At 47.4% G+C, this 18,644-nt stretch carries 15 protein-coding genes and 4 tRNA genes; 13 read left to right on the forward strand and 6 right to left on the reverse strand.

Annotation, left to right across the window (positions count from 1 at the left end; all coding sequences use genetic code 11):
* Positions 1–239 precede the first annotated feature (239 nt).
* The 6 genes from JG50_RS0105875 to JG50_RS0105905 all read left to right on the forward strand — a co-directional run bounded on the left by JG50_RS0105875 (position 240) and on the right by JG50_RS0105905 (position 1,609).
* Positions 240–779, forward strand: coding sequence for a phosphatidylglycerophosphatase A family protein (locus tag JG50_RS0105875; RefSeq protein WP_033100194.1), 540 nt, complete (start codon positions 240–242; stop codon positions 777–779).
* Between the two features lie 235 nt (positions 780–1,014).
* Entirely contained in the window at positions 1,015–1,245 is a 231-nt protein-coding gene (locus JG50_RS0105885; RefSeq protein ID WP_033100196.1) for a hypothetical protein, read from the forward strand.
* Positions 1,246–1,264: 19 nt separating this feature from the next.
* Positions 1,265–1,340 (forward strand) — tRNA-Met (locus tag JG50_RS0105890).
* Between the two features lie 4 nt (positions 1,341–1,344).
* Positions 1,345–1,421, forward strand: a tRNA-Asp gene (locus JG50_RS0105895).
* A gap of 10 nt (positions 1,422–1,431) precedes the next feature.
* Positions 1,432–1,507: transfer RNA gene (locus JG50_RS0105900), tRNA-Ile, on the forward strand.
* A 27-nt stretch (positions 1,508–1,534) separates the two neighbouring features.
* Positions 1,535–1,609 (forward strand) — tRNA-Val (locus tag JG50_RS0105905).
* 637 nt (positions 1,610–2,246) lie between these two features.
* Here JG50_RS0105905 and JG50_RS0105915 read toward each other — a convergent pair.
* Positions 2,247–2,453, reverse strand: a complete 207-nt coding sequence (locus tag JG50_RS0105915) for a helix-turn-helix transcriptional regulator (protein WP_033100198.1) — start codon at positions 2,451–2,453, stop codon at positions 2,247–2,249.
* Between the two features lie 359 nt (positions 2,454–2,812).
* Between JG50_RS0105915 and JG50_RS0105920 the strand changes: the two genes are divergently transcribed.
* Positions 2,813–4,999: an RNA ligase gene (locus JG50_RS0105920; RefSeq protein WP_033100199.1), complete on the forward strand. Its 2,187-nt coding sequence runs from the start codon at positions 2,813–2,815 to the stop codon at positions 4,997–4,999.
* A gap of 135 nt (positions 5,000–5,134) precedes the next feature.
* On the opposite strand, the gene JG50_RS18135 is transcribed toward JG50_RS0105920, so the two are convergent.
* The 3 genes from JG50_RS18135 to JG50_RS20000 are packed head-to-tail and all read right to left on the reverse strand — an operon-like array spanning position 5,135 to position 6,224.
* The gene (locus tag JG50_RS18135) at positions 5,135–5,830 is read right to left on the reverse strand and encodes an SPFH domain-containing protein (RefSeq protein ID WP_052154052.1); all 696 of its coding nucleotides are present in this window, start codon (positions 5,828–5,830) and stop codon (positions 5,135–5,137) included.
* A gap of 12 nt (positions 5,831–5,842) precedes the next feature.
* Positions 5,843–6,037, reverse strand: coding sequence for a hypothetical protein (locus JG50_RS18715; protein ID WP_052154053.1), 195 nt, complete (start codon positions 6,035–6,037; stop codon positions 5,843–5,845).
* A 37-nt stretch (positions 6,038–6,074) separates the two neighbouring features.
* A complete protein-coding gene (locus tag JG50_RS20000; protein ID WP_160173820.1) occupies positions 6,075–6,224 on the reverse strand; it encodes a hypothetical protein in 150 nt (49 codons plus the stop codon).
* Between the two features lie 653 nt (positions 6,225–6,877).
* On the opposite strand from JG50_RS20000, the gene JG50_RS0105935 reads away from it, so the two are divergent.
* Positions 6,878–8,083, forward strand: a complete 1,206-nt coding sequence (locus JG50_RS0105935) for an ATP-grasp domain-containing protein (RefSeq protein ID WP_033100201.1) — start codon at positions 6,878–6,880, stop codon at positions 8,081–8,083.
* Between the two features lie 110 nt (positions 8,084–8,193).
* Positions 8,194–9,372: a DUF819 family protein gene (locus tag JG50_RS0105940; RefSeq protein ID WP_033100202.1), complete on the forward strand. Its 1,179-nt coding sequence runs from the start codon at positions 8,194–8,196 to the stop codon at positions 9,370–9,372.
* A 42-nt stretch (positions 9,373–9,414) separates the two neighbouring features.
* Here JG50_RS0105940 and rmuC read toward each other — a convergent pair whose 3' ends face one another.
* Positions 9,415–10,743, reverse strand: a complete 1,329-nt coding sequence (rmuC, locus tag JG50_RS0105945) for a DNA recombination protein RmuC (RefSeq protein ID WP_033100203.1) — start codon at positions 10,741–10,743, stop codon at positions 9,415–9,417.
* Between the two features lie 319 nt (positions 10,744–11,062).
* Between rmuC and JG50_RS0105950 the strand changes: the two genes are divergently transcribed.
* From JG50_RS0105950 to JG50_RS0105960, 3 genes are all read left to right on the forward strand, one after another.
* The gene (locus tag JG50_RS0105950) at positions 11,063–14,707 is read left to right on the forward strand and encodes a dynamin family protein (protein ID WP_052154054.1); all 3,645 of its coding nucleotides are present in this window, start codon (positions 11,063–11,065) and stop codon (positions 14,705–14,707) included.
* A 127-nt stretch (positions 14,708–14,834) separates the two neighbouring features.
* On the forward strand, positions 14,835–16,007 hold the full coding sequence (locus JG50_RS0105955; RefSeq protein WP_052154055.1) for a M23 family metallopeptidase: 1,173 nt from the start codon (positions 14,835–14,837) through the stop codon (positions 16,005–16,007).
* A 128-nt stretch (positions 16,008–16,135) separates the two neighbouring features.
* The gene (locus JG50_RS0105960; RefSeq protein ID WP_033100204.1) at positions 16,136–16,663 is read left to right on the forward strand and encodes a phosphatase PAP2 family protein; all 528 of its coding nucleotides are present in this window, start codon (positions 16,136–16,138) and stop codon (positions 16,661–16,663) included.
* 148 nt (positions 16,664–16,811) lie between these two features.
* Here the strand turns inward: JG50_RS0105960 and JG50_RS0105965 are convergent, their stop codons facing one another.
* Positions 16,812–17,024, reverse strand: a complete 213-nt coding sequence (locus JG50_RS0105965) for a hypothetical protein (protein ID WP_152568498.1) — start codon at positions 17,022–17,024, stop codon at positions 16,812–16,814.
* A 286-nt stretch (positions 17,025–17,310) separates the two neighbouring features.
* Between JG50_RS0105965 and JG50_RS0105970 the strand changes: the two genes are divergently transcribed.
* Positions 17,311–18,633, forward strand: coding sequence for a helix-turn-helix domain-containing protein (locus tag JG50_RS0105970; RefSeq protein WP_033100206.1), 1,323 nt, complete (start codon positions 17,311–17,313; stop codon positions 18,631–18,633).
* Positions 18,634–18,644 lie beyond the last annotated feature (11 nt).

Consider the following 18,644-nt stretch of genomic DNA (forward strand, 5'->3'; position numbering starts at 1 on the left):
ATTACAGGAATGCTCCTTTAGTTGATGGGTAAAAATAGCCACATATTATTATTATAACTTTTCTCAGCAAAGAAAGCATCTAATTGCTGGTTTGCTGGTAAATCATCCGGGTTCTCGATGTTGAAAAGACTTAGCAAGGTTTCGCCTGACTAAAATCCCTATTATTTCGATTTCAGGTTTCAACAAGGAAAAAAGAGGATATAAAAATTTTGATCGCCGAATAAAACGGAGGGAAACCGATGCGGAGAGTACACAGCAAAGAAGTAAAAATGGCCGCACTCGACCGCCTGCAACAACGCGGGATCACCATTGAAGCGATTGCGGAAATCGTTCGGGAAATGCAGCTTCCCTATAAGCCTGATCTCACCCTGGAGATCTGTATGGAAAGCGTATTGGCCGTTTTGCAAAAAAGAGAAGTTCAACATGCCATTCTCGTGGGGGCTGAACTGGACAGGCTTGCCGAGGAAAACCTGCTGTCTGAACCTTTACTGAGCCTTGTCCGCAGTGATGAAGGATTGTTCGGCTGTGATGAGACCCTGGCTCTGGGATCGGTGTTCGGGTATGGGAGCATCGCGGTTACCACCTTCGGCCATTTGGACAAACATAAAATCGGAATCATTCGCCAGTTGGACACGAAAAAATACGGTCCGGATGGTCCCGTGCATACCTTTATGGATGATCTTGTTGCCAGCATTGCCGCTTCTGCTGCGAGCCGTCTGGCCCATCGGCTGAGGGATGAAGAGGAAGCAGCGGAAGAACACAGACGTGCGGCGAATTAAAGCAAGAAAAAAAGACCCCGCTGAGTCCGGGGTCTTTCTCATCAGCCCGAAAAAACCGGGCTTGAGGAGGGAACATGTCAGGCTGGATGCCTTCACAAGCGAATCGCTTGTTTCCGTACATCATATGCATCCGGGAACGGGAGGCTTTCGCTCTGACGCAAAATGTGCGCATCCCCAAAAAGGCATGAAATCCAAAGAGGAGTGAAAAAATAGAGAAAAAGAGGAGGATGCAATCATGGGAAAATGGGTTTATTGGGCTAAATTGTATGATAGCCGCTTTCAGGCGCGCTGCCTGGCTGCACGCATGGAAGAGGATTGGTGGCTCTACGGGTACGACAGTCCGGAGACTGTGGAAGTTTTCCGTTCCAAACGAGGTCGATACGGGGTTCGTTATATCTGGAGAAAAAATCTTAAAAAAACCCTTGCGCCTGAAAAAAAATTATTGTATAGTATTAAATGTCGCTGATGATGAAATGACAAATTGCCGCGGGGTGGAGCAGTCGGTAGCTCGTCGGGCTCATAACCCGAAGGTCGCAGGTTCAAGTCCTGCCCCCGCAACCAACTTGGAGCTGTGGTGTAGAGGCCTAACATGCCTGCCTGTCACGCAGGAGATCGCGGGTTCGAATCCCGTCAGCTCCGCCACTTTCTGGTTGGGCCTATAGCTCAGTTGGTAGAGCAGTCGGCTCATAACCGATCGGTCACAGGTTCGAGTCCTGTTGGGCCCACCAATTTTCCCATCCATACATATCAAACATGGGCAGTTAGCTCAGAGGGAGAGCGCTTCCTTGACACGGAAGAGGTCGTAGGTTCGATTCCTATACTGCCCACCAAATTGTAAGAAAAGCCGTTTCCCGTATGGGGAGCGGCTTTTTGATATTTTTAGGTGTGCTTGCTCAAATCCTTTTTGTTAAGGCAAGGCTACTACATTTAGAGCTAGGTTTTGATAACCTGTTCCACATGAACATACAATTTATAACGATCCAGAAGCTGATGTTGTACGGAACGGGTCCGGAGTTTAAAAAAGAAAACCGTTTGTGTTTTCATTTCAAATGAGGCTTAAATATCTTTCGTATTTATTAAGCAAACATTGTTTTGGTAAAACGCTGGTCAGTTTCTCTTTATGAACAATGTTATTAAAGAACAAATAAAAAATGTACTAACTACATAAACCAATAAGTAGTCAATTTGTGTTTCATGATAAATATACTTTTTCACAACCATATAGGCAAAAAACAGAAAATAGGATAGAGTCAAAATTATTTTTGAGATTTCCCCATTAGAAATCGTACTCTTTCATCAAGTTCGGGGGAGTTTGTTCGTGTAAAGCGGAAGTATCGATAAAGCTCAGCCGCAATAAGCCCGGCTAGAAGACCTGTTAAAATACCCCAGTTAAATTGCTGTTTGACAAGACTGACAATAAAAAAAGCAAAGAATACACCAAGGAGACCCCCAAAAAAATAATTGTTTTCATCTTTGATCCTCCTTTAACCAAAATATCTCTTCAACTTGTTTGTTAAAGTATTTAGCAATACGAAGTGCCAGCTCTAAACTGGGATTGTACTTATTTTTTTCAATCGCATGAACCGTTTGCCTGGTAATACCGAGATCTTGTGCCAACTTGAGTTGAGATATTTGCTTTTTCTTCCTTAACTCCAGAATACGATTGGTAACCATAAAATCACCTGAAATGTAAAACATTGTTTACATTTTGAATATAACCCCAAGATGTATAGATGTAAAGAACTATTTACATTTTTTCTTACAAAACACCGGGGCATGCCTGTTGAATTATCAAGGAAATCGTGGTTGGAGCCGTTCCATTGTTTCAGATGAATGATCCGGTGTTCAACAACATTAGATGCACAGGTGCCGCACAGGTTTTATTTGGGGGAGAATACGGGGTGAAAAGGAGACGAAATGAAGAGGATTCACAGGAGCACAAAGCCGCTTTCGTTGGATGGGAAAAGGGTTTAATATAGATTTGGACGTTTTTTCTTATCACTCATTTACATCAATCGATAGGAGAATAATCGATGCGGCAATTAGTGCTCATGATGGGGGCTCCGGGAGCCGGAAAAAGTACATTTATAAAAGAAAAAGGACTTGAACCATACACGTTGTCACCTGATACCATTCGTGTTATGTATCAGAATCCGGTTCTTACCAAAGATGGCGTAACCCAGATCACATCGGCAAATGATAAAGTTGTATGGGAGTTCCTGTTCCGGGTATTGGAAGAAAGGATGAAGCGTGGGGACTTTACCATTGTGGATGCCACGCATTCGACAGCTTCTGCCATTAATCAATACAAGGAACTTTGTCAAAAGTATCGATATCGTTGTGCCGTTGTGGATTTCTCCAAGGTTCCGTTGGATATTTTGTTGCGCCAAAATTTAGAACGGCCTGTTTACAAACGTGTTCCCGAGCTTCAAATCATGAAGATATATGAACGCTATCAGCAGCTATCTGTTCCCGGGTGGGTACAAGTCGTTCAGCCTGCGGATTTTGATGACTTTATCCGGTTTAAGCCTCTTGACTTTTCCAAATGGAGGAAAATTCACCATATTGGCGATATTCACGGGTGCTATGATGCTTTGGCGGAATATCTCAAAGATGGCCTGAAAGAAGATGAGCTTTATATCTTTTTAGGCGACTTTTTGGACCGTGGCCCTCAAAACGCGGAAGTGATGAAGCTGATGCTGGAGATATACAACCAGCCAAACGTCATTCTGATCGAAGGGAATCATGAACGTTATATCTGGTCCTATGCAAACGGGGAAGAAATCGGATCCAAAGAATTCAAAGAAAGAACCCTTCCCGATCTCAAAAAAGCCGGCATCAGCAAGAAAGATCTTCGTCTGTTCTACCGTCGTTTACGCGTCCTCGCTTATTATACTTATCATGATAAAACGGTATTGGTCACCCATGGTGGTCTGTCGGCTTTGCCAGGGAATTTAATGTTTATATCTGCTGAGCAGATCATTGACGGAGCCGGAACTTTCGATTTGGATATTGATGAGATCTGGGATCGGAATACCGGGAAGCAATTTTATCAAATTCACGGGCATCGGAACTTGTATCGTCTGCCTGTTTCTGCTGCCATTCGATCTTTCAATCTGGAAGGACAAGTTGAGCATGGTGGTCATCTTCGTGTAGTGACATTGACTCCAGACGGATTTCATCCCATTGAAATAAAAAATAACAACTATCTTAAACAAGAAAAACATATTCCTGAGTCTCTTCAAGAAAATAAGCTGACCGTTGAAACGTTGTTGGAATACATGACGAATCACAAATTGATTCAGGAAAAACAAGTGGCAGAGAACATTTACTCTTACAACTTTTCAAGAAAGGCTTTTCAGAAGGCCGCTTGGGATACAGTGAATGTGAGAGCGCGCGGTCTTTTTATCAACAAAAAGACAAAAGAGATCGTCAATCGATCCTACAATAAATTTTTCAATATCACTGAGAGGCCGGAAACAAAGCTGGCCCGTTTGGCAGAAACTCTGCAGTTTCCCGTTTCCGTTTATACAAAGCCAAACGGCTATTTGGGAATGTTGGGATATGATTCGGAAGCGGGGCAATTGGTTTTTTCGTCCAAATCCGAGCTGAGAGGGCCATTTGCCGAATGGTTTAAAGAGCTTTTTTATCAAACATGCAATGACGAAACAATCAAAAGTATGGAAGAAAAGCTGAAAGAGGGGTTCAGCTTTGTATTTGAAGTGATTCTTCCCGAAAAAGATCCTCACATCATCAAGTATGACAGAGATCAGTTGATTTTGCTTGATGTTGTTTATCGTACTCCTGCTTATAACAAATTGCCTTTTCATGAAGTAAAAGAGCTTGGTCAGACCTTTCATATTCCGACGAAGGAATTGGTCACCACTTTTGACAGCTGGCTCGACTTCTACTCCTGGTACAAAAAAATCACTTCCGACTATTCCATTGAAGAAGAGGGTTATGTCATTGAAGACGCCAAAGGATTTATGACCAAGTTAAAGCTCCCTTATTATCTCTTCTGGAAACAGATGAGAGGAGTGAAAGAGGCGATGGCACACAAGCATGGGCGCAAGATTGATCACGGGCGTCTCTATACTCCTCTTCACATACAGTTTTACAACTGGCTGAAAACACAGGAAATGGAGGATATCAAGAACGCAAGCATTATTCAGCTTCGGGATCAATTTTATCGGGAGGTTGGTGAATTTTCCTGTGTTTAAAAAGGCCGTCCGGCTTTTGGGATGAGATGGCAGGGGGCAATCCTCTGCCGGATTGTCTCGCCAAGGTGGTTTTGGCGATGTTCCGGATCCTGCGGAAAAGAAAATAAACCCCGCCAATAAAGCGGGGCAAACGGACTATTTTTTCTCGCCGGCCGCAGAAGGGATCTGGATGAGCGGGCTTGCGCTGCCTTGGACGGTCGGCATTTTGCCATCCCATTTCTTGATCCATTCGTACTGGACAATGGCCGGAGTGAGCGATTGTTCCAGAATGCGGTTGGCCTCGGCCTGTCCCTGTGCCTGGATGATCGCCACTTGTTTCTTGCCTTCGGCTTCAATTTTGTTATTGATCACTTCCTGTTTTTTATTGGCTTCTTCCCGTTTCAAATATTCCTGGCGGTTTTGCGCATCAGCGATGGCCTGGATCGTTTTCAGCGTGTTGGAATCGATCCGCACATCCGACAGGGAGAAGCTTTCCAGGATAATTCCGTCTTTTTTAAGAATATCGCCGAGGTTTTTTTCAATTTCTTTCGTCACTTCCTCGCGATGTTCGGAGTAGACGCCGAGGACGCTGTATTTGGTCGTGACCGATTGCATTACCGTTTTGAGTTGGATTTTCATATAGGTGTCTTCGATATCCGGGGCCTCGCGCCGGCGGAATTTGGTGAAGATATGCGGCAATTTATCCGGCTCCATATGATACGAATAAACGACATCCACGTTGACGGATTTGCCGTCCGAGGTATTGACATCTATGGATCCATCCCTTGTTTTTCCTTCATGCGGATTTTTGGTCAGATAGACGGTTTCCGTGGAGACCGGGTACTGGGTCACGCTCTCCCAAGGCTAGTGGAATCGCAGTCCCTGGTCAAGCACTGTTTGTTTCAGGCCGCCATTCAGGCTGAATACCACTCCTTTATAACCTGGTTCAACGACGGCTGTGCAATTAGCGATCAGGATAAGCAGAAAGGACATCCCGATCAGCACTGCAATAAAGCCAATCCATCGCTTTTTTCCACTTCCGCGAACAATCGGGGTCATTTTCTTCCACCTCAATCTAGTTTTTTCGATTTCATTTCTATTGCTCTTCCGGTTTATCAGGATGGTTCTCATCCTGTTTGCTTTTGGGGGTCAGAACTCTGATTACCCAATTTCCGATCTTTTCGTAGTAGGGGATGAGCAAAATGAGCAAAACGCACAGGATAAAGATGATCAATAATGCAGCCATGCTTTTCCTCTTTTCCGGGGCGATTTGCCTCCTTGGTTATTTATAAATAAAAACATATTACAATAAATTAATTATATGTTGCAGAGAATAATACCTGCCAGAAGAGACGTTGTCATAAAAAATTCATAAAAAACTGCTTGTCAAATGGGAGGGAATAAGGTAGAGGCCATAGTCTTGATTTGAAATCATGGCAGGGTCGATCCGAAAGCGGGCCTAATGGCACATTCCATGTTTTCTTCGTTTTGGATGGAAGCTGGCTGCCCGGAAATCCCCTTGTTTCGACCGCGGTTTAGCCGGCGCAGTTTTTGTTCGACTGTCTGTTCATGCTGATTTCGGCTTTTTCATTTGTTAAAAAAGAAATCGGCATTTTGTAAATTTTATAATAAATGAGGCTGATTTTTTTAATGGAAATCGTTGTGGAAATGCCCATCTTTAATGGAATATCCGGGATGATAAAAATTATTGATTATTAATGATTTTATTGACACAAAATTATGTATTTTATAATATTAAAAAGAACAACTTTTTTGAACTGGAATGTGAGGTCCTCTCAGACGGAAAGGCACGACCGGTCAGCCGCCGGATTTCGGACGGATGGATTTACTTCCCGACTCTCACCGAAGATCTTCTGATACCAAAAAGGGGGAAGTTCCTTGAGCATTTTAATTTTTAATCGTCTGCCTTATTATGATGCTCCTTATGAAAAGTGGTTGGAGGACCTGAACGAAGATTTGTTTTTATTGACGTCAGATCAGCTAGGCAAGGATTTTCACGGCTTTAAACAGGTATTTGCTTTCGATCGTTATGATTTTAACAATTCCGTCGAGTTTACGGCTTTGCAATTGTACAAGCAGTCACCTTACAGACGGGTGATCGCGACGGCGGAGAGGGATATTTTGCGCGCAGCCTATGTTCGCCATTATTTTGGCTTAGAAGGCCAATCGTTGCAAAGCGCGATTGCCTTTCGCGATAAGGTGAAGATGAAAGAGATCCTGAGTGCGGCCCGAATTCGCGTCCCGGCTTTCCAGCGCGTTGATTCTGTCGTCGATCTTTACGAATTTATTGAAGAGCAGGGATATCCGGTGGTCGTTAAACCGGTTGACGGAATGGGTTCTCGCAACACGACGGTTTTGGATTCGGATCAGGATACGATGGAGTACCTGGCCCATGGATTAAGCCCGCACCTGGAAGTGGAGGAATATATCGAAGGGGAAATGTATCATATTGACGGATTGGTACTGAATGGACAGATCAAGCTCATCTGGCCTTCAAAGTATCTGAATCATTGTTTGGCTTTTCAGGAAGGAAAATATTTGGGAAGTTATCTTTTATCTCCAGAAAACCCCTTGACAGCCCGTTTGCAATCTTATGTTTCCTCGGTTTTGCGAACTTTGCCCACCCCGACTCATACCACTTTTCATGCCGAAGTTTTCCATACACCGCAGGATGAACTGGTTTTGTGTGAGATCGCCTGCCGCACGGGCGGATCGCGCATTTGTGAAGAATACCGGCAAGCATTTGATGTGGATCTGACCAAGCTTTCCATACAGGCGCAATGCGGGTTAAGCGTTGATGTTCCCGAGCGTGTCGCCAGACGGGAAGGGCCGAAAACCCAGTTTGGTTTTATCGGGATTCCGCCCAAACACGGGGTTTTTCGCCTGGCGCCACGGCGGGAGGATTTTCCGGACTGGGTGACGGAATATCGGGTGTTGGCCAGACCCGGACAATATTTTACCGGTGCGCATACCAGCGTCGATTATGCGATTACGCTGGTAGTATGCGGCGACTCGGAGGCACAGGTATATAGCCGGTTGGAAGAAAGTGCCCGGCTAGTTGAGCAAAAATGGGTTTGGAACTGAAAAAAGCAGCAGGGGAAAGGAAGGCCAGTCAAATGGCCTTCTGTTTTATTTGTAAAAATTGCACTTCTATTATAGAATTGTATAAAAATTTTAACCAAGGAGGAGTACTTGTGACAAAAACAGCCCTGATCATGAATCCGGCAGGGGTAGCCGCAGTTCTTGCCGTTTTAATCGCGATCTCCTTCTGGCTGGATCGATGTTTTCGCTTTTTTTCCTACTTGGGAACCGCGATTTTGGTGATTTCCGGAGGGGCGATTTTGGTAAATCTCGGCATTATTCCTCCGTCGATTGCCCAAAATCCGGACGATTTAAATCCGGTTTATGAATTTGCCAATGATTATTGCGTCCCGCTCTCCATCGTCTTGCTCTTGCTATCCGCTGATCTGAAAAGTTTGCGCCATATGGGAAAACCGGCGTTGATTTCGTTTGCTTTGGCTTCTTTGGGAACCGCGGTCGGGGCGATCATCGGCGTTTGGGTGACAGCGGATGGCATCGGGGCGGAAGCGTGGAAGATTGCCGGGCAATTTTGTGCCAGTTATATTGGCGGCGGAGTCAATTATGCAGCCGTGGGGGCAGCGTTTCATACTTCCCAGTCGATGTATGCGACAGGTGCGGCGGCCGATAATATCATGACAAATCTGTGGATGGTGGCGACGGCGATTCTGCCGAGTTTGTTGCGCAAATATTATTCCTCCGTTTACCAGCCGGGCCGCCATGTGGAGAAAGCGGAAGAAGATTATCAGAAAAAGAAGGAAATTTCCATTTACGACATGGTTATCCTGGCTGCAGTCGCTTTTGTGGTTGTGGCTGTATCCGACTGGCTGGCGCCCATTATCAACAAAGGGATCGGATTTGAAATTCCATCGGTTATCTGGTATACGACTTTTGCCATTCTGATCACCCTGTTTACACCGATGAACAGGGTAAACGGAGGAGCAGAGTGGGGCAATTTTTTATTGCATTTTTTCTTTGCCACGATGGGCGCGGGAACCATTCTCAGCACTCTGGTTGACAAAGGGCCGGTTGTCTTTTTGTTCCTGGTGATATTGGTAGGGATTCATGCCTTCATCGTCTTTGGCTTTGGCAAATGGTTCAAAATTGATGTCGAAGTGCTGGCTGTGGCGAGCCAGGCTACTGTTGGCGGACCTTCCACCGCTCTGGCGCTGGCCTCATCCAAACGGTGGGTTTCACTGATCACACCGGGCGTGTTGATGGGGTTGCTCGGCTATGCGATTGGAAACTATGCCGGGATCGCTGTCGGGAATTGGGTGAAGTTGCTTCTCCATTAATGAGAAATACCCCCGATCCTGCAAAGGCCGGGGGCTTTTTCCCTATTCTCCGCCGGGGCCATCCGGCAATGCGGACAGAGAAGCTGAATCGAGGCTGGGCAAGTTCTCCACCCGGTCCAGCTTTTTCTTCATCGTTTCCGTTTGCTTTGTCGCCTGACCAATCGTTTTGCTGGCTTCATCCAGTTTGCGTTGCGCCTTTTCCAAATAGTTGCCGAATTTGAGCAGATCCGTTTTCATAATGCCCAGCCAGCGCCAGGCTTCGGTGGTGTGTTTTTCAATGGCCAGTGTGCGGAAACCCATCTGCAAGCTGTTTAAAAAAGCGGACAGGGTTGTCGGCCCGACAATCGCCACTTTAAACTGCCGCTGTACCGTTTCCCACAATCCGGGCCTCCGCAGGATTTCGGCATACAACCCTTCGAGGGGGAGAAATAAAATGGCGAAATCAGTGGTGACCGGCGGATAAATGTATTTGTCGCTTATTTTTTTTGCTTCCTGCTTAATGCGCTGTTCCAGCTGTTTTCCCGCCTCATTGATCAGCTCCGGATTTCCTGCTTCCTGGGCTTGAAGCAAGCGCTCATAATCCTCCAGCGGAAACTTGGAATCAATCGGCAGCAAGACGGGAGGAGAGCCTTCCTGTTTGGCCGGCAGTTTAATGGCGAATTCCACATGTTCTTTGCTGTTTTTCTTGATCACGGCATTTTTTTCATATTGGTCCTGGGTCAACAGCTGTTCCAGGATGTTTTCCAGTTGGATTTCCCCCAGAACACCGCGGCTTTTCACGTTGGACAACACTTTTTTCAGGTCGTCAACCCCGGCCGCCAGATGCTGCATTTCTCCCAAACTTTTATGTACGCGCTCCAATCGGTCACTTACCAGTTTGAACGATTCTCCGAGCCTTTGTTCCAAGGTGGCGTGCAATTTTTCATCGACGGTCTGTCTCATTTCTTCCAGTTTTTTCTGGTTCTCCGTCTGAATTTGCGCCAGTTTCTCCTCCACTTTGTTTCGTAACTGCTCCAGCTTCTGTTCGTTCATGGCGGTGAGATCGCGAAGTTGACGGGAAAAGGAATCAAGCAGGTTTTTCTGCCCGGATGCGACATCTTGAATGGTAGTGAGCGTCGATTTGGTCAACAGGGAAAAAGACTGTTGCAATTCTTTGCGGTTTTCGAGAGCGGCATGATTGGCTTCCTGCCGGTGGTATCCCATTTCTTCGCGCAACGTCTTTTCAGTTTTTTCCTGTGCCAGCAGCAGCAGGCGCAGTTGCTCTTCGATCTGCTGCCAATCACTTTTGGCGGAGTTATGCTGCCGGAATAAAAAGAGACAGAGGATGATCCCGTTAAGCAGAAGAGATAACGTGGCAATCCATGTGGCCATCCAACATCACACCTTTTTGTGGGAATTTTCCTTCTGTTAATTATATCGAGAACCGCGCAACCCTTCATTAACTTCCCGATCTGTATTAAGATAGAAACGACAGAAAACACCTGTGTTTTGTCAAATACAGCCGGAGGGTGAAAATAAATTAAGCAAATCGGGGGAGGGAACACCGCGATCCGGCTATAATCCACTTTCAATGAATGCCCCGATGAGCTGACTGACGCTGCCATAGACTGAAAATGCGAGTCCTGCCGTTTCGGTATAAACGGAGAGGGTTATCAATCCGGAACATTGCCACAAAAGGAGTATTCAGGGAATGATTGAAACAGCACACAGAGAATGGGCACAGCGATTGGCCCGGCTGGAGCGGGAGTTTGAGCGGAGCGGAGATGAAGAAAGACGGTTGAAGGGCATCGATTTGCTGCGAAAAACGGTGCAAGGGGAATGGTCGATCGCTTTTTGCGGCCATTTTTCCGCCGGCAAATCCACTTTGCTCAATCATTTGCTCGGAGAAGATCTGCTTCCGACCAGTCCGATTCCCACCAGTGCCAACGTGGTGAAAATCACGGCGGGTGAGAACCGGGTCAAACTGTTTCTGAGCGATGGGCGAATTCATGCATACGATGGGACTTACACTGATCAGGAGCTGAAAGATTTGTGCAAAAACGGCGAAGAGATTTTAGCCGTGCACATCCAGCGTCAAACCAACCGCTTGCCGGCCAAAGTGGCGCTGATGGATACACCGGGCATCGACTCGACGGATACGGCTCACGAACGCGCCACCCGCTCTTCGTTGCACCTGGCGGACGTGATTTTTTATGTAATGGATTATAACCATGTGCAAGCGGAAGGGAACCTGGAGTTTATCAAACAGTTAATCCGCCGCCGAAAGCGCGTTTATCTGATCATCAACCAAATCGATAAACACCGGGAAGAGGAACTGTCCTTTTCCGTCTTCTGCCAAAATGTGCAACAGTCGTTTGCCGATTGGGGTGTGAACCCGGAAGGGGTTTTTTACACGAGCATGCGTGATCCCCTCCATCCTCATAACCAGTTTGCCGAATTGAAAAAACGGATCGGGGAACTGATCGGACGGAGGTTTGAACAGTTTGACCAAACGATTCGAATTGAAGCGGAACAATTGCTGAAAGAGCATATGCAATTTTTGGAAGAAAGGGATCGGGAACAGCTGGAAAAATTGGCAGCCAAGCAGGTGCAGCCCGATGGGCCGGAAGGATCGCCGGAAGCGGAAGCGCAAGAGCGGCGAAAAGAAATGGTTCAGTTGAAAGAAGAAAAACAGTCGATCGAGCGCTCATTTGATCAGGGGCTGGAGGCGGTATTGCAAAATGCCTACCTGATGCCCTATGAAGTGCGCGCTCTGGCTGAACAATATCTGGAGACGCAGCTCACCTCCTTTAAAGTCGGCTTTTTCTTCTCCAAAGGGAAAACGGAGAAGGAAAAAGAGCGGCGGACGCTTGCTTTTCTCGAAAAACTCGGGCAGACGGTTGAGACACAGCTTGATCTTCATGTAAAGCAATATGTGGTGCAATTTTTGAAAGAGCATCACCTGTATACTGAAGATCGGGGAGAGAGAATTTACTCTTTTCGCGTTCATCTCGATGCCCCGCTGCTTGCGCAGACGATCAAGCCCGGGGCGGGGTTTGGCGGGAACTATGTCTTGACTTATACCGATGATTTGGCAAATAAGCTGAAACAGTTTTATCGCCAGGCCGCACGTTCCTGGTTCGGGTCGGTTAAGGAGGAACTGGAGCAGCGGTTTGCGGAGCGGTTGCAGCAGCTGGAGCGGCGGATGAGGCAACTGGCCGAGTGGGAAAACGCTTTATCGGAAATCAGGCGGATCAAGGAGGAGTACAGACAGGCGGAGGAGCGCCTTTTGAAGTTGATCCGCGGGGATACCGAACCCGGTATGGTTGAAATTCCCCGAGAAGCGTTGGAGGAACAAGTTGTAATGCGAAATGAGCGCTTCCTGCCGCAGCGCGAAGAGGTGACTGAGACGAATGAGTTGCCCGGAGAGAGAGAATCAGGAAAGGGAAAGGAACGGGCGACCGCTCATCGGATGGACAGCGTGCTCGCTCAAGTACATGCAGCGGAAGAGCAAATGAAGAGGATTCCGGGATTAACAGCGATCGTGAGAGACCTGGCCCGGAAGCGGGAGCGACTTGAACGCCGGCAGTATACAGTCGCCTTGTTCGGGGCTTTCAGTGCCGGAAAGTCATCTTTTGCCAATGCCTTGATCGGAAAGCCGGTACTGCCGGTTTCCCCCCACCCGACCACGGCGACGATTAACCGGATTTGTCCCCCGACGGGCAGGCATCCGCATGGACAGGCCGTGATTACCTTTAAGACGGGCGAGCGTTTATTGGATGATTTGCGGCAAGTGTACAAATTGGTACAGCAGGAGGTGCGAACGCTGGAAGGAGCGGTTGCACGCATCGGAACGCTGCTGGACGAGCCTGCCTTCCAGACGGGGCAAAAGACGGCTTTGCCTTTTCTCCAGGCGGTGAGGGACGGATTTTCCACGATGAAAGAGCACCTGGGCGGCACACTGACGATCAAGGCGGACGCGATTGAAGAATTTGTTGCCAGGGAAACCAAATCCTGCTTTGTAGAGTCGGTGGATCTTTATTACGATTCACCACTGGCCAGACAGGGAATTACCCTCGTTGACACGCCCGGAGCCGATTCAATGCATGCCCGCCATACGGATGTTGCTTTTCAGTATATCAAAAGTGCCGATGCGCTTTTGTATGTGACTTATTACAATCATCCCTTTTCCAAGGCGGATCGTGAGTTTTTAATTCAGCTGGGGCGGGTTAAAGATGTTTTTTCCCTGGACAAGATGTTTTTTATCATTAATGCCGCCGATCTGGCCGCTTCGCGGGAGGAACTGGCACAGGTGGAGGACTATATCCGCAGGCAACTTTCGGGTTATGGAATTCGGGAACCCCGTCTCTTTTCACTGTCCAGCTTACGGGCGCTGGCGGAAAAAGCGGGCGGGCGTCAGGATCCGCAGATGGAGCGGTTTGAACAGCGATTTTCCTCTTTTATTCTGGATGAACTGCGGGTGGTGTCGATTCGCGGTTTGACCGAAGAGTTGCGGCGTGGTTCCCGCTTTCTCCGCCATCTGCTGCAAACCGCCGAAGCGGGCCGCGAAGCGATGGAAAAGCGGAAAGGGGAGTTGGCTGACGAACGGGACCGGGTGCGGAGAATCATTCAAAACAGCAGGGATCAAGCGTTGGCCCATGCCTTGGGGCAGGAAGTGAATGAACTGCTTTATTATGTCAAACAACGTCTGTTTTACCGATACCGCGACGAGTTTCCGGAGATCTTCAACCCGTCGGTTCTGAGAAGCGATGACGGGCAGATCAAACAAAAACTCCGTGCCTGTGTGCTCCAGATGGTCGATTTTATGCGCCGCGATTTGCTGCAGGAGCTCAGGGCCACTTCCTTGCGCATGGAACGATGGTTAAACGACCGGCAAGATGCATTTATGGCGAATCTGACAAACAACTGCCTGGCTGTGAACGGTGAAATTCCTTTGGTGCCGGAGCGGGAAAGCTCGTATCCATCACCTGATTTCCCGGAGCCGCTCGCGGAGCTTTCGCTTGCTTCTTTTAAAAAGGCGATCTCCTGCTTCAAAAATGCCAAAACCTTTTTTGAGAAAAATGAGAAGGAGAAAATGCGGGAGGAGATGGAACAGGTGCTGGAACCGGCAATTGCCGCTTTTTTGGACGAGCAAAAGCGGTTGCTGACCGGATATTACCTGGAGGAGTGGCAGAAAAAAGAAGCGGAATGGAAAGAAAAGGCCATTTTGGATGCGGAGGATTATTATGATACTTTGCTGGGCGCTTCATCTGCACCGGAAGATTTGGATCTGTACCGGGAAACGGCATCAGGCCTTGCTGAGAATATTGCCAAGGTGGAGCGGTTGTTGTCCTGATTTTTGCTTTGCAACTTGACCGCAGGGTAGCCGAATTTTAAAATAATGAAAGCGTAACATCAGGCACTCCGGACAAGGAGTGCTTTCTTCGCATATCATTGCTTCCAAGATGCTGTAGGAGATGAAGATGAAAAAAACGTCACTGGTATTGATGATGTTTTGTCTGATCTCGGCAATTGTGTTTATGCCGCCGAGCAATCGCGGCTGGTTAAGCGAATTTGCCTTGATCTGGGGAATTAACGATGTTAAACCATTGTCCTACGATCATCAAAATAGCCAAAATCTTTCCGATTCAGGAGAAATTTTTTCTCAAAACCGCTCGTTCGATCAAATTCCGCTTTTCAGCGAACTATCAAATCAGGAAGAATTGCCGACGGTTGCACGCGATGACACCTTGTTCGTAAATCTCGGGGAAATCGCCGACCGCCTCGGCTTTCAGGTAAAGGTGGATGCGCGTGACGGCACAATTACCATCCGGCATCAGTCTGATACATTATCGATGGTGCAGGGAATCCCGGTTTTGAATTGCAACGGAATCTTTGAACCGATGGAACAAGCTCCTGTCATTCAGAACGGAAATGCCCTTGTGCCTCTTTCCTTCATGGACCGGGTTTTGCAACAGCAAGTGGTTGTGATCGGCAAAACCGCGGAATGGCAAGTGAATCCTGCGTCGATTCCGGTTTTTGCCCCCAAGCGAAATTTGCCCAAAATGTCGGCCCGGGAAATGGCCCGTTATCTGTCATTTCTCAGAAGCCCGATTCGCGGAGCGCATGTGAGCACGCACGATTCGCATCTTCCCGGTGCGCCCCGTACTTATCGTCACGGGGTACATGAGGGATTAGACTGGTATACTTATGGAACAGGCGTTACGATCAGCAAACGGACTCCGGTTTATTCCCTGGCCGATGGAGTTGTGGTCAGAGCCGATGTTGATTATCAGGAGATGACGCCTGCAGAGCGCAACCGGTTGATGGCTGTGGCCGGCCAAAGCGATGGGCAGACACCGGCCTATATTTTGGACAAGATGCGCGGCCGGCAGGTCTGGGTGCAGTACGGCAAAGGGGTAATGGCCCGTTTTGTGCACTTGAGCCGGATTGCTCCGGGGATCAAAGCAGGGCAGACGATCAAAGCAGGCCAACTGATCGGCTATGCCGGCAATTCCGGAACGAGCGACGGTGTCAAAGGCAATGACCAGGGGGTTCATTTGCACCTGGATCTGCTGCTTTACGGCGAATGGTTCTGGGATGGCTACACCGTGCAGGAGCGCCGGGAAATATTGGATAAAATTTTTGACAAATAAATGACAGGAGACCCGGGGTGTTAATCGTTCGAATATGATTAACACCTTATTTACTATCTCTTTCATTTCATAAGTTATCATGGTATTATACAAAAATGTCACGTCTTGCACGGGCAGAGGTGAGGCTGTTGAAAAATCTGGCTTCTTGGTTGATTCGATCGGATCAGTTTTTGATCCAGCTGGTTAATTGTCAGTGGAAATGCCGTCTGTTTGATTGGTTGATGCCCCGGGTTACCCATTTGGCCGGTCCGACCGCGACTATCGGTTTTTTGATGTTCTGGTACATGTTCATGCCGCGCACTGTCAAGTCGTGGGCGCTTGAAGGTTTTATCGCACTGATCGGCAGCCATGTGGTTGTTCAATTTTTTAAAAAATTGATGCCCCGAATCCGTCCCTATTTGCGGCTGGCCCATTTGCATACTTTTCCCAATCCCCTAACGGATTACTCTTTTCCGTCAGGGCATACGACAGCGGCCTTTTCCATCGCCGTCACATTTATGTTTCATTCGTCACTCTGCGGGGGAGTACTGTTGCCGTATGCGATCCTGATCGGTTTTTCGCGCATGTATCTGGCGCTGCATTACCCGACGGATGTATTGATCGGATCGTGTCTGGGCAGCGGCTTTGCGGCGGGAACGGTCTATTTGTTCGGGTAGTATTGAGGGGCTGTCAAAAGACGAAGGGGACTGCCGCAGCAAAGCATTGCGGCAGTACAATTATTCTTACCAAATCGTTTTAATTGTGCTACAATTAGACTTGGACTGACTTCTTTTGCCCCATTTTCCGTCTTTGTGGGGCTTTTTTCTATCCAAATACATCTGCCGCTTTGCCACCGATATAGGTGACGGTGTCACTCAGCTTGACGGCAAAACCATCGGTGAAATGAATTTTAATTTCCTGGTTGTTCCGGGTGTGAAGAATGACCTGAACCGGAGTTTGCGAAGTCGGGGTAAAGGAAACCGACATTTGCACGCTGGTTTCTTGTGATTCCTGCCCGGGACAACCCACGGGACTCATAGATTCCAATCTTACTCTGTACTGCGGCTGGGATGTAAGATCAAAAATGAAAGGGTGAAGTTCATGGGGTTTCCCCATTGCAATTAATTTCAGCATCTCTCTCCTTTTTTGAATTTTACAGAAGATTTCTTATTGTGATACGAGTATACAACCGGAAAAAAATTATGTCAATTGTCTTTTTGTCATTGGAATATTATTAGATGTCAAAAATGCGCAGAGAATTGAGATGCAATTTTTATTTTTTCTTTATGGTTGCAGAAAATGCAAACGGTAACGAGGTGGAAAAATGGATTACATTCATCCAATCCAGATTGGCGAGATTCTGCGCAAACGGAGAAAAGAGATGGGATTGAGGCTGGAGGATTTGGCCGACGATTTTATTTCTCCGTCGACCATCAGCAATATTGAGCGCGGAATTACCTATGTCAACGAAGATAAAGTGAGGTATGTCGCAGAGAAGCTGAATATTAACCTGGATCAGATTCATGATTTGATTGCCAAGGAAAAACAGGAAGAGGCGCACATGGAACTGCAGCTGGCTGCCATTGAGAACATGATCGATTTGATGAGTCCGGACAAGGGGCTCGAACGCTTGCGTAAACTTGATGTGCCCAACAATCATCTTTTATCGGCAATTGTTCATTTTTTGCGCGGAAAGATTTATTTGCAAAAAAGGAATTGGGTGAAAGCGCAAAATCATTTTTTGGAAGCGATCCGCATTGTCGACCAAAAGGAAGAATGGCTGAAAACCAATATCAAGGCTGCGAGCTACCATGAACTGAGCCGCATCGCTTTCAGCAACCATGACCTGGGGCAGGCCCTGCGCTACGTGAATGAAGGACTGGAGCATTTTCAAGCCGGAGGGGAACGGGCGTATTATATTTATATTCTGGAAATCGCCCGCATCACCTATCTGAACGAATTGGATCATATTGAAGAAGCGCTGCGGAGAATTAATCAAATTTGGGATGAAATCCATCATATCAAAAGCATCGAAGTGGTGCTGGAGCTTTATAAAGTGCGGATTTCGATCCTGAGAAAGCTGAAGTTGTATGAAGAGGCGATTGCCTATGCGCATCAGGGGATCGAAGTGGCGCGCATCAACAAAAAAACAGAGCAGTCCTGCGAGCTCTGGAGCAGGCTGGGCACGATCTATCTGCTGCAACATAAATGGGAAGAAGCGGAGAACTGCTTTCGCACCGCGTTGAGTTTGCAAGAAAAAATCAAGTCCGACCATATGAAGATCAAAGCGCATACATACCTGGGCCTCGCGTATCTCGAACAGGATAAGGACGAAGCGGCGGCGGAGACATTGCTCGAAGCGCTCGCAATCAGCGACCGCACGCCGCATCCGGAAATTTACCGGGAATCGTATATCCTCATGGGCGATTGTTATGTGAAGCAAGGAAATACGGCAGAGGCGATCAAAATTTATGAAAAAGCGCTGAAAATGGCGCAGAAAAAGAAGGATTATGAGCAGGAACGAAAAATTGTCCTTAAGTTGGCCCGTTGTTTTGAAAATGCGGACAAGCAAAAATTTCAGATTTACCTGGAGCAGTTGTACAAGTTGGATATCAGGGAGCATGCCAAAATGCCCATTGCCTTTTGACCGGGTTGTGA

The sequence above is a fragment of the Thermoactinomyces daqus genome (assembly GCF_000763315.1).
Lineage (GTDB): Bacteria > Bacillota > Bacilli > Thermoactinomycetales > Thermoactinomycetaceae > Thermoactinomyces_A > Thermoactinomyces_A daqus.

Bases quoted from the DNA above. Each gene is read 5' to 3' on its own strand.
- JG50_RS0105950 (WP_052154054.1), top strand. From the start codon at position 11,063: ATGATTGAAACAGCACACAGAGAATGGGCACAGCGATTGGCCCGGCTG.
- JG50_RS0105970 (WP_033100206.1), top strand. From the start codon at position 17,311: ATGGATTACATTCATCCAATCCAGATTGGCGAGATTCTGCGCAAACGG.
- JG50_RS20000 (WP_160173820.1), bottom strand. From the start codon at position 6,224: ATGGCTGCATTATTGATCATCTTTATCCTGTGCGTTTTGCTCATTTTG.
- JG50_RS0105920 (WP_033100199.1), top strand. From the start codon at position 2,813: ATGCGGCAATTAGTGCTCATGATGGGGGCTCCGGGAGCCGGAAAAAGT.
- JG50_RS0105915 (WP_033100198.1), bottom strand. From the start codon at position 2,453: ATGGTTACCAATCGTATTCTGGAGTTAAGGAAGAAAAAGCAAATATCT.
- JG50_RS0105955 (WP_052154055.1), top strand. From the start codon at position 14,835: ATGAAAAAAACGTCACTGGTATTGATGATGTTTTGTCTGATCTCGGCA.
- JG50_RS18715 (WP_052154053.1), bottom strand. From the start codon at position 6,037: ATGACCCCGATTGTTCGCGGAAGTGGAAAAAAGCGATGGATTGGCTTT.
- JG50_RS0105875 (WP_033100194.1), top strand. From the start codon at position 240: ATGCGGAGAGTACACAGCAAAGAAGTAAAAATGGCCGCACTCGACCGC.
- rmuC (WP_033100203.1), bottom strand. From the start codon at position 10,743: ATGGCCACATGGATTGCCACGTTATCTCTTCTGCTTAACGGGATCATC.
- JG50_RS0105965 (WP_152568498.1), bottom strand. From the start codon at position 17,024: ATGAGTCCCGTGGGTTGTCCCGGGCAGGAATCACAAGAAACCAGCGTG.
- JG50_RS0105885 (WP_033100196.1), top strand. From the start codon at position 1,015: ATGGGAAAATGGGTTTATTGGGCTAAATTGTATGATAGCCGCTTTCAG.